Genomic DNA, 12023 nt, shown 5'->3' with positions numbered 1-12023 from the left:
TTCGACACCCCAATGATCACGAAGCCCGTGCCTGCGCTGCTATGCACCCCAACCGGTCACGGCCCGGCCAACCACCCGACCCCGGAACTCGCCCAAGCCGCTGCAGTATCTCTTCCCCCATCTGTCGGCCGTACTGGTGGAACAGGTGCGTGTGGAAGAGGAAAACGTACTGGTCGTCGCTCGGACCCATGATGGCGCGGCCGTGCCCTGTCCCGACTGTGGTGGGCTGGCGCGGCGAGTCCACAGTCGCTATCGGCGGCATTTGGCCGATGCCGGCCTTGGCGGCCGCCGGGTCGTCATCGATCTGCGCGTCCGATGCCTGTTCTGTGACAGTGCTCGCTGCGCTCGCCGGACCTTCGCCGAGCAGACAGCAGGCTTGACCGTGAGATACGGCCGCCGCACGGCCGCTCTCACCGAGATCGTGCAAGCGATCGCCTTGGCACTGGCCGGGCGGGCCGGCGCCCGGCTCGCGGACGTCCTGCACATCCCGATCAGCCGAACTACCCTGCTCAACGTGGTGATGGCGATGCCCGATCCACGGCAGCCGGCACTGCGCGTGCTCGGCGTCGATGACTTCGCCACCCCCGCCGCGGCCGACGCTACGGGACCGTGCTCGTCGACTTGGACTCGCATCGTGTCGTGGATCTCCTGCCCGGCCGCGGGAAAGCACCCCTGGTCTCCTGGCTGGCCGATCATCCCGACATCGAGATCGTCTGCCGGGACCGAGCTGGAGCCTACGCGGAGGCAGCAAACGCCGGAGCACCCCAAGCCCGTCAGGTCGCCGACGCCTGGCACCTGGCGGACAACCTGGCTCATACGGTCGAACGCATCGTGATCACCCACCGGTCCTGCCTGACACCACCGCAGTCCCCGCAGTCCGAACCCACGCACACAAAGGCACCTCCCGACCCCGCTCTCAACCCCGACACCGGCGCCGAGAAATGGCTGGTCACCCGCACCCGAGAGCGATACCGGGCCGTCCAGGACCTGCTTGCCCAGGGATGGACGATCAGCGCCATCGGACGCGAACTCGGACTGGCCCGTCACACCGCCCGCCGCTACGCACGCTGCGAGAACCCCGAAGCCCTCGCCGACCGCGCCATCCGCACCACCCGGCTGGACGCCTGGCGGCCCTACCTGATCAGCCGCTGGAACCAGGGCTGCACCAACGCCTCCGCCCTCTTCCGTGAGATTCAGGCCCAGGGCTACCCAGGACGCACACCGCAAGCAGTGCGCCGCCTCCTGCGTCCCTTGCGTGATACCACGAAGACGGCACCCGCACCGCCGCCAAAACCGCAGGACCTCACCCGCTGGATCACCCGCCACCCCGGGCGCTTACGAGCTGAGGAAGAACAACAACTCGAAGACGTCCTGTCCCGATGCCCCGAACTGGCCGCACTGCGCACCCACGTCCACGCCTTCGCTCGCATGATCTGCGACCGAACCGGCACCGACCTGGCCGCCTGGATCCGCGCGGTCCACGCCGACGACCTGCCGCAGCTGCACGCTTTCGCCGACGGACTCGAACGCGACTGGGACGCTGTCCTGGCCGGCCTCACCCTGCCCTGGAGCAGCGGCCCCGTCGAAGGCCACGTGAACCGGATCAAGATGCTCAAACGACAGATGTATGGACGCGCAAGCCTCCCGCTTCTCCGCAAACGGGTCCTCCTCGCATGACGCAGCGTCATCGCATCACGAAAATCTTGACTGAGCCTCTCGATGACGCCGCCCACCCACCGCACCTGGGCCCGACGCGGCCGCACCCCGATCATCCGGGTCCGCGGCCGCTCCCGCCGCCGCTTATCCGTCGCTGCCCTGGCCTGCTACAAACCTGGCCAACCGTCCCGGCTGATCTACCGGCCGAGCACCGACGCCCGCCCGGACGGACGCAAGAGCTTCGCCTGGACCGACTACCGGGACCTGATCCAGGCCGCCCACCAACAACTGGGCGGCCCCATCGTGCTCGTGTGGGACAACCTCAATACCCACCTGACAGCAGGGATGCGCCGCTACATCGCAGACCGGGACTGGCTCACCGTCTACCAGCTGCCGCCCTACGCACCTGACCTCAACCCGGTTGAAGGCATCTGGTCGATACTGCGGCGCACCACCACCGCGAACCGGGCCTTCGCCGACCCGCAGGACCTGATCAACGCAGTCCGTCAGGGGCTACGTCGGCTCCAATACCGTCACGACGTCCTTGACGGATGCCTTGCCGGGACCGGACTCATCCCCGCCCCACCGTGACGACATCACGCATTCAACGTCAGTAAGCATCGCGTCGATCAGTGGCGCGACTTCGTCCACCAACCGCCAAGGTCTCTGACCGGCCGCCTCGCGCTTCGGCGGCGCGAGAGAAGCCGAACCCTTCAGATACTTGCTGACTGTCCGGCGGTACAGCCCGGTCTCCTTGGCGATCTCTCGCAGGCTCATCGCACCGGACTCATACAGCGAACGAAACCGCCTAAGCTCCAGCCACCGATGTGGATCCAGCACCACCGCCAGTCGCCTCCCTGCCACCCCGAACCGACAGCAGCAGACTCACGGATCCCACCCCCATCACCGCACCGCAAATGGTTCACATTTCTCCGTACGAGCTGGCGCACGTCCACTTGTACGCCGACACCAGTGATCATGCGATGTCGAGTGTCTGATCACCGCAACAAAAGGTCCGGCCGACTGTCCGAAAGGAAGTGAGGCCCCTTCTTGATGAACCCGGTGTCATCGATGATAATTCGATGATGAGGACCCCACCGTTCTCCCGAGTTCATCAGCGGTGGGCTGACGCACCCATCGAGGATCGACGGGTGAACTACAAGGTCAATCCGACTTTGAGATCGCCCTAAGAAGAGCGTCCATGTCCACGGCAAACCCAACGGGACCAGTCGGATTCAAGTAGAGCCGATGTCCTTCGGGTATCCGAGCAACCAGTTGAGCAGCGGGGATCACCTGGTGGCGGAAGGCTCCCATCTTCGCGACGTGCGGCCCGGAAGTGAAAACCGGCACCACTGCTGTGCCGTCCGGCGCCGACGCAGTAACTGGTGAATCTGCCGCATCCACCAGCACTGCGACCTCTGCAGAGGCCAGCAACCTCGCGACTTCCTCTACCGGGCCGTATCCAGAAGCCGCCAACTGTACCGCGGCGTCGAGGAAGTCCGTTGGCTCATCCCAGTTAAGCATCGCAGGCGAGGGCCTGTAGTCGGGATTGTCCGTCCACTCCGCCACTTCGCCATCGTGACCCGATCGCCAATGCCCTACAACCGCCCACATTGGGGGGGCCTGGTCGGCGTCCCACAGCGGATCAACGAGACCGAGCCAGTGGTTCGGGAGAATTTTGGCCGCTTCACGGACGTCCTCGGGCACATCCTGAAGGTCACCATCGTCAACAAGCGCGCGCTCCACGTCCTGGTCGACGGGGATGGCCTGCAGACGCCCGGCCCATCCGACGAGGCGCCCACCCACCGGACTGACGTCTTCCAAAATGTCGTCGTCAAAGTGTCCGCGTTCAAGGCCCATGCGGTGATTGGCCGAACCCGGAATGCCTGCCTCCTCGAAACCACCTTTGCCGGCGGATTCGCTCCACACGATTTCGGACTCCTCGGCCTGAGGTGTTCCCGCTCCTCCCCCGGAGACGACTACTTCCATGGGGTCGCTGCTCACAAGCGCCCCTCCCCCATCCACGACTGTGCTGCTTTCCTGGTCCCGGGCCAGTGCGGCAGGGTCCTCCTCACGGTTAGAGTGGGCAGAGATCCGCGCAATGAGCGCATCCGCTTCCGCCTTGCCGATCTCGACATGTTCTGTCTCGTTGTAACCCAGGGCATCGAGAGCAAAGTAATCGGTGGGTTCCCAGAACAGGTTTCGAGTAAACGCCTCGTCGAAGCCAACGCCTTCTGAGATGCGACGGCGGAAAATCCCGATGGGATTATCCCGCGAGTAGCCGAATCCCAACACGGCATAATAAGAAACGTTCTCCACTAGAGGCTTCCTTGCCTTCAATTACGGGAATATACATCGGAATACACGGCCTTGCAGTAACTCAATCTCATGCACCTTCGCCACCACTTGCCATCCATTCAATGGTGAATACACCTTCCGGAAGAGGGACCGTGTGGAATATTTTGCGCATCTCCTCAGCATATTCCTTTTGCTTAGCCTGATCGAGGCCAGGGATGCGCATCTTCTCGTAGAATATATGCGCAGCTTCTCTGGCTTCACGACTTCGCACTGTGTGGAATTGTATCTCGAAATTGATGCGATTTTTCCGATCATGCCATACTGTATTGATTCCCCGATAGCCAGGGCTCCCCCAACTGTTCCGATGGGAGATCAAAGTGTAGCCACGGCTTCGCAACTCCTTGGCAATCTCACCAACGCGCTTCGCATATTTATCGAATCTAGTCACCGTCACTGTATAACGCACGGCGTCCCCGAATCCATTCACAGCATCTTGCGCCGCCACTCCGGGGTTCTCGAGAAGTTGCTTCGCCAACTTGCGCTTCAGCGAAGCTGCCGTCTTTACGTCGGAGGAGAACTTCAAATGCTTCACATTCTTTGTACACGACTGCACCTCCAAAGTAATACGCGGCTCCAGTTGGTACGACCGTACCGCAAGATCGCTGGCAAGTCGGTTCGCATCGACGGTAAGCTTCAACCCACTTGGTCCGCGCCAGGAGCCATCTTGCAGAGTCCTGCCACCAGTTTCAAATTCATTCTCCCAGTCGCCGCGAGAAATCACTCTGAGGACTTCAGGGTAGCGTTGGTTAGGAGGTTTCCGTACCAGTTCCACCCGGTCAATGAATTCCGGCCTGATGCCCTTCCAGAAAACCACTTCTTGCATGGGGTAGCGGGCTCTGCGCTGCAAGCTCTCCACCATGTCAATACCACCGGGTGCATGAATCACATACAGGTAGGCCGTTCCGTCCGCGGCTGCGGCCCACTCCGGTAGGTACTCACCCCCACTGCGGGATGCGCTAACCATCGCCGTACGCTGCACATAGGACTGATAGTGAGCGAGGCTTCGCACCCGCTTGCCGTTCCAGGGATGGAACCCTTCGTTGAATATCGTGTCGTAGTGACGCGTGTCGTAGCGGTATAGAGGTTCTGTATCCGTGCGGTATCGCAAGGTTCGAAACCTTTCGGACCTGCTGACCGGCAGCTTGTCGGTCCGCAGTCCGAAGCGGCTTTTCCCGAAACCTACGACCGGCTGTGGTTCAGCAGTGGTACGGCGCCCCGGATGTTGCGCCAGAGCCCATTGGATATGCTCCGCAGGAACCTCGTTCTCCATGTCACCGAAGAACGATCTGTCATCCGGCACCAAATTCTCAACCTCGTCCGTATCGGAGAAATCACCATCTCGATACGTGGGTTTGCGACGGGGCGCGGGCTTCTTCTCCGCAGGCTTCTTCTCCGCAGGCTTCTTCTCCGCCGGCTTCTTCTCCGCCGGCTTCTTCTCCGCAGCCCGCTTCTCCGCAGCCCGCTTCTCCGCAGCACGCTTCTCGTCCCGCTGTGCTTCCGCCGCCCGCTGCTCCGCCAACGCCCGCTGCTCTTCCTTCTGCGCCTCCGCCGCCCGCTGCTCCGCCGCCCGCTGCTCCGCCAAAGCCCGCTGCAGCACTTGGTCTTCCACCGCGGCCCGCTGCTCGGCCAGCCACTGGTACTGCGCCGCCACTACCGCCTGGTGCTGCGCCGCCCGCTGTGCCTGCCGTGCCGCCAGCTTTAGTTGGCGCGCCAACGCCTGCTGATGTACCGCTTGGAGCTCCGTTGCCCTCCCCGCCTGCACCGCCCGCTGCCACCCAACTGCCATTTCCTCTGCTGTCTTAGCTTGTTGCGCCGCCTCCCGCTCTTTCGCCTGTGCTTGCCGCAGGCTCTCTTCCCAACCCTTCGCTTTTCGCCGGTTGTCCGCTGCTTCCTGTCGTGCCCGCGCTGCCTGCTGCGCCGCGTTTGCTGCGTCTCGTTGAGCCCCCGTTCGCTCCGCTGCCCACCGTTGTACGTCCGCCGCCCTCTGCTGCGCTGCGTCTGCCCACATCGCCGCCTGCATTGCGAGTCCGCCGCCATCAAGATGATCAGGGCCATCCGGTCTTACAGGGACGTTCTCCAGCCGAGGGGCACGAACCGCCGCCCTTCCCGGCGGTGCTGGTGCGGCGGGGACTTGCCGAGGCAACAGGTAGTCGGCAATTTTCTGGAGGTCATCCTGGTAGAAACCCTTATCAGTGTCTTTGAAAAGCTTTGGCGGCTTAGGTTGCCGGTGCAAAGCGCCGAAAATCCACGGCGGATCCTTGAAGTCGGGAAGTTGGTTTCGAGCAGGATCGTTTGGCGCCATCCGGGCAGCAGTTTCGCGCCACCTCGTTATCACCTTCCCTGTACGCGTCGGCGGCTCTTCGATAAGAATGCGTTCATACCCGACAGCAAGTGCTCTGTCACGCGTGCGCAGCGAGTTCTCAGCAGCGTGCCACTGCTCCATACGCCAAGCGCTCGGAGCGCCTCTTTCTTCCAAGTACATGACCGTGTGCCCGATCAGCGCCATAGCCTCCAGATTGCCGCTGCGGAAGCCCAAGTGGCGAACGCTGCGGCTGTGCCGGTTCAGGTACTCGTACAGCCTGAACTGACCGACCCGGTTGTCACCGCCCCATGCTCGCAGCGACGTTTTGCTTCCCTTCCAGAAGTTCGTCAGATTTCGAACATTTAGGCCATCCTTCCGCGCTTTCTCCGCGATATCCTCATACTTTTTCGCATGTTTTGGATCCGAGTACGCATCACCAGCTATCACCACCAACGGCCGTTCTCCGCGCTCCTTCGCTCGTTCCGCCAGCCTACGCAGGATTTGCCGCATTCCTTCGAAAGATGTGTCGTGCTCTGGGTGTGCGTAACCTTGCTTGCCACTGAACCGAGACCAGAGCACGATCGTGTCCTGCTGAGGCGACGGTACAGCTTGCTGGACGGTAAGCCAGGTGCGGACATATTCCTGTACACGAGGCGGGAAGCCAACGTCGTCGATTTCCCACGCTCTGCGTAGTGTCCGACGCACGCCAACGGTGAAGTTACGGGCGACCCATTTAGTGCCTTCGCGTACCTCCAAGGTCCGCTCTAGCTTCTGACTAGATGACAGACCGGGACTGATCACGTCGAGGAGGCTGTTCACCGTCTTACGGCTCGCCTCTTGGGCAGATTGGCCCTTATTCGCTGTGATGCGATGCACACGCGACGGAGAAATACCGCTTCTTTGGTAGAAGTCGGCTACGGCGCCGCTGGAATCCGGCTTGCCTCCTACATCGCTGACCAGCACCACATGCAAGTGTGGATCAACAATCAGCGCCGCAGCGATACCGAACTGATCCCCGGAGGCATACCCTGGCTGCACCAGCACGCGTGGCGGAGCCGAATCGACGTCGTCCAATCTCTTATGTAGCGCGGCGGCCAGTTCATCGTTGAGCCCCGGCACCCGCAGTATCAACCTTGCCCGGTCGGCATAGTCCAGGTTAAGCGAGCCAATTGAGACCAAGGTTTCTGGAGTCCAATTCGGCTGGCCTGTGTACCGCAGTCCCGCAAGATGCTTCACCTGCACAAATCGATTCATGGTCGCGGGCCGGTCCAACCAGCGGCGCATTCGGTCCGTGAGATCGCTTTCGGCTATCTGGCGGCCCTGCCGCTCCTCGCCAGGAGCATGCGGGGCAAGGCTACGAGACGTCATGTCTCCCTCTGAGCCGGCGCGCACCACATCGCCAACCGGAAGGTCATCATGACTACCAATCTGGGCGTGGATCAATTGCAGGTACCGGTCGCGCAGTCCACCCTGGGGCAAACCGTCCGGAGCGGTGTTGTGGTAGTTGCCCATGAGACTGCCATCGACCTCAGGGCGATGCTCCGCACCGGTCTCCTGATACTCGTCCCGCAGACCCAGCTGGTGGCCCAACTCATGCGCCAGATCAAGCTCAGTCGCGTCGATCGACCACTCATACTGGTCCATCGCCCCTCGCGGCCCGCCCACGTTCACATTCAGGTGCGCGTCTGAAGCGTTCCCCGTGACGCGCTCCAGCGTGACGTGCAAAACACTACCGTCAGGCAACACCGCACCAGGCCGGTTGAATACCCTCTCCACACCACCCACAGCACGATCCCACAAAGCATCAACCGCCGCCGGCAACTGATCCCCACCGACCAGACGCACCCGAACCGTCACATCAGATACCGACTGACCACCCACCTCAAACTTCCGAACATCAAATCCCGAACGAACCTCAAACCGCCGCGCATGCGCACCCCCGCCCGCCGGCTCAGAAACCGGATCCACCCACGACCGCTCCACACGCCGCGCCGGAGCCAAACCACGCACCACACCCCACTCGGCAGGGAATACGTCGTCGTCAGGCGCGCCGAAGAGCGTGGCATCGTCGTCAGTCGTGCCATGTACGTTGTCTGATGTGTGATTCGGGCCGCCGCTAGCGGCCACTGTCAGGCCATTCGCATGGTCAGAGTTGGCCGCAGTTATCCCCTGCGTGGAGAGCGGTTCGCTGTTCTCGAGGTGAATTGTTTGGGGGGACAGGTCGTTGTTGGTAGTAAGGGTGAAATGGGGAGGCGATTCGGTGTCATGCTGTGGCATGGACCCGGTTCGGGGCTTGGGCGCGGTAAACTGCTCGGTGCTTGGTAGTGTCCGCAGGGGGGTTGTGGTTTCCATTGCCGCTGGCTTGGTTACCGCGGATGGAGTGTGCAGTCGGTTTCCTGGATCGCTGCTAGTTTGTGGCTGACCAGTCATGGGGCCAGAGGGAACTGCGCCGGTAAGGATGGCGTTAGCGGCAGCGGGTTCCGGTGCCGGGGTTGTGTCGCCGATGGATACTGGGATGTTACCGGCCGACCCAGTCACGGTGGCTGGGTTGTTGACAGACGTCAGTGTGTGCGGCAAGCCGCTCTGCATGCTGACCGGGCTGCTGGCAGCAAGAGCGTGGGAGCTGCCGGTCCCGTGATCGAGTTCGGATGTGTCCTCGAAGCCTGGTAGCCCGGCGCTGGTGTCCTGAATTGATACGGAGCTAACGTTGGTCCTGCCCATGACGTGTGCGTCGCTGCCGCCAGGCTCTGCAGCTTCCGCCGCGCGTTGATCGGTTTTGCTGCCTGCGCCAACGTGGGTAGGAATCGGCGTGGCGTGTCGCACATCGCTGTTCGAGGTGCTTTGGCCCGGAACGCTACCGGTCATGCCCTGCGGGCGATCCTCGATCGTACCGCTTGTGGTTGCTGTGACGGTGCCTGTACCGGTGCCGCCGTTACGGCTTGAGGCAGCGGTGTTCTGGGCAGGTCCTGTTGCTCCAGAGTCGGTCGGCCCCTGGGTTCCGGAGGTGACCGTGCCGGCTTCGCTGCGCGGTGCCTGTCCGGAACTGCCGGTGTCCGGGGAGCCGGAGGCTGTCGGCACGTTGCTGGCGTCGGGTTTGGGGACCTCGAGGTCGTCCAGGTTCGGTATGTCGATGTCGATGTCGGGAGTGGAAACCGTGGGGATGCCGGCACCGCGACGCCGGCCGCCCCCGCCGGCATCACTAAGCGTTTTCAGACGTGCGGCCCCGCCGGGTAGGCCCAGGAAGGGCTGACCGTGGTTGGCGATGCGGCCAGCAATAGCGAAGGCCACAGCGCGTTCATTGGTACCGGCCTCCTCCTGGGTCAGGGTCGCGTAGTACCGGGCCACCATGGCGTCGTTGACGTCGACGGCACCCTCCCAGCGCATGTCCCCAAGTTCGCGCCTGGTTGCTGCTCGTAGTGAGCTGATGTCGCGTACAGGAAGGCCGGCACGGTCAGCGGCCACCCGCCAGGTAGTGGCAGCCGCGAGGTCCTCGCCGGCACGCCTGACGTCGGCAGCCGCCGCCTTCTTGCGGGCACCTGCGGCTACGGCAATTGCGGCCTTCTCGCCAGCACGCCTGGCTACGGCAACCGCGCCCCACTCACGGCCGGTCCAGTCCGTGCTGCTGCCCGCGGGCAGCCACCCGGCAACCAGGGTTTTGACATCGGCTTCTTCTTCACTGCCCTGCAGGCCCTGCCATGCGACAGCGAAAACATCCACACCCTCAGCGCTCAGCGCATGCCCGGCCTCGACAAGACGCGCCGCCGCGACATGCGGGGCTTCCACACGGCGCGCGGCAGCCCGCGCCGCCTTCGCCACGCGAGCCTTGTCGGCATCATCGGCCTTGTCGACGTCGCCGCGAGCCCTGTAATACTCCTCGAACGCAGCAGCAAGCTTCTCAGTCCTAGCACTGGACTGCCGCCCGTCCGGATCAGCAGCACGACGAGCAGCCGCCAACCGAACCGCCTGCCGAGCCGCCAGCCGATCAGCATCGGAAGGTGTAACCAACGGAGGTCTCTGCGGTTGCTGCAGTGTGGCAAGGCTGCGGTTGGCCAGCTGCCGGACGGTGGCCGCTGCGGCCGCCTCACTGGCACGAAGAGCCACCGCAACCGCGCCCGGTTCACGCTCAGTCCAGCCCGCGGTACTCTCCGAACCAGGCATGGTCCAGAAAACCAGGGCATCGACAGAGGCCTGTTGCGCGGCTGACGCGGCCATCCACTCCAGGGCGAAGACATCCACCCCCCTCGCCGCCAGGTCGACGCCGGCCCACAGCAAGCGGGCAACCGCCGCCGGCATGTCGCTGCCGGTCAAGGCGGCCCGAGCTTCGAAATATTCACCGAACGCCGCGGGATCACGGGTTTCGGCTACTCGCAGGATCACGGCCGCAGCGGCCGCCGCACTGGCGCGAAGGGCCACCGCAACCGCACCCCGGTCACCGTCGGTCCAGTCCGTGGTCATCCCCGGACCAGGCATCCCCCTGCGGACCAGGGCCTCGACAAAGGTCCGTCGCCCGACTGACGCGGCCGCCCACTCCAGGGCGAAAACATCCACCCCCAGCGCCGCCAGTTCGTCACCGGTCCGGACAAACAAGGCTACAAAATCGTGCGATCCGTCCTGCATACCGGTCTGGACGGTACGGTAGTAATTGAGCCAGCCAGGAATGCGGGCGAAAGCCACCTGCAAGATGGCAGCGGCCGCGGCCGCCTCACCGGACCGGCGGGCCACCGCAACAGAAAACCACTCACCATCATTCCAACGCCGAGTAACGTCCGCGCGCACCCACCTGCCGGCCAACGCCTCGACCGCAGCCCGTTCACCAACCTCCCAGCCACGATCGGCAGCGGCCTGTTTACTGATCTCTCGCCCATCAGGATCGGTGGCGGCCTCACGAGCAGCCTCCGCACCGGCCGATCCCCGGTCGCCGGCCAAAGGCGTAACCAAACCACCAGACGCCTGCCCCGGCTCATCTCTGGAAGCAGTACCGTCAAGAGCCGGGCCAGCCGCAGCGCCCGTGGTACCTGTCCTCCCAGAGCCGGGAAGTACGCCCGCACCCCCGTCCTCATAGAACACCGCACCGCTCAAGGACTGGCTAACCATAGTGCCCATGGCACCCATCGCCCACCGCCTCCCAGAGCCGGGAAGTAGGTCCGAAGGCTGGCCCCCCCCTCGCGCATCCAGTCCCTCAGCTGACGTGTTCACGGGGTTTGCGGTAACGGCCTGGGGGAACCGGCTGTCCGGATCCAGCAGCACCGCCTTATACCGGTCAGCCGAGCCGGGGCTTTGACCAGCCAGCCAGGCACGGACCTTGTCATGACCGACACCAGACCCCGGCAACCCGCCCTTACCCCGCTCCGCGCCGGCCCCACCTGCCGCCACATCCTCACCGACCACCGTGACGTCATCGGCATCACCGCCGGCCACCGTCGCCTCGCCGTCGCCGACCACCGTCGCCCCGTCAGCACTGCTGCCCACCACGACTGCGCCGGGCACACGGCCAGCCACGAGACGCGGAACACCGCCAGACGCCAGGGCCAGGTCCAGGGTCGCCGTGCCAGCGGTGCCCGCATCATCCAGCCCACCGGCAGCGTGCGACCCCTCCCCCTCACCCCTGGCACCATCGACCGGCACAACATCCAGCCCCGCAGATTCAGGCCGCACAGGCGTACCCGCCCCCGCCAAGGACTCCGCACCAGGCAGCACCCCCGCAGCC

The 12023-nt window shown here is 63.9% G+C and carries 4 protein-coding genes and 2 pseudogenes; 4 read left to right on the top strand and 2 right to left on the bottom strand.

The features are described from left to right. Window positions 1-136: 136 nt before the first annotated feature. The 3 genes and pseudogenes from PV350_RS38995 to PV350_RS38985 form a co-directional block, all read left to right on the top strand. Window positions 137-271 (top strand): annotated as a pseudogene (locus tag PV350_RS38995) (hypothetical protein); the annotation flags it as partial. 338 nt (window positions 272-609) lie between these two features. Continuing rightward, window positions 610-1677 (top strand): ISL3 family transposase, encoded by a 1068-nt coding sequence (locus PV350_RS38990; protein ID WP_500338178.1) that lies wholly within the window; start codon window positions 610-612, stop codon window positions 1675-1677. A 39-nt stretch (window positions 1678-1716) separates the two neighbouring features. Continuing rightward, a pseudogene (locus PV350_RS38985) lies at window positions 1717-2247 on the top strand (transposase); the annotation flags it as partial. 573 nt (window positions 2248-2820) lie between these two features. Here PV350_RS38985 and PV350_RS38980 read toward each other — a convergent pair. Beyond that, on the bottom strand, window positions 2821-3996 hold the full coding sequence (locus tag PV350_RS38980; RefSeq protein ID WP_500338176.1) for a type VII secretion system-associated protein: 1176 nt from the start codon (window positions 3994-3996) through the stop codon (window positions 2821-2823). A 46-nt stretch (window positions 3997-4042) separates the two neighbouring features. Continuing rightward, window positions 4043-10990: a scabin-related ADP-ribosyltransferase gene (locus PV350_RS38975; RefSeq protein ID WP_500338175.1), complete on the bottom strand. Its 6948-nt coding sequence runs from the start codon at window positions 10988-10990 to the stop codon at window positions 4043-4045. 633 nt (window positions 10991-11623) lie between these two features. Here PV350_RS38975 and PV350_RS38970 point away from each other — a divergent pair. Next, window positions 11624-12023: hypothetical protein (locus PV350_RS38970; RefSeq protein ID WP_500338173.1), on the top strand; the 400-nt coding region annotated here is incomplete at its 3' end.

Origin of the sequence: Streptomyces sp. PA03-6a (assembly GCF_033792765.1) — a bacterium.
In the GTDB taxonomy this organism is placed as follows: domain Bacteria; phylum Actinomycetota; class Actinomycetes; order Streptomycetales; family Streptomycetaceae; genus Actinacidiphila.
This window is presented reverse-complemented; position numbering and strand designations above follow the sequence as displayed.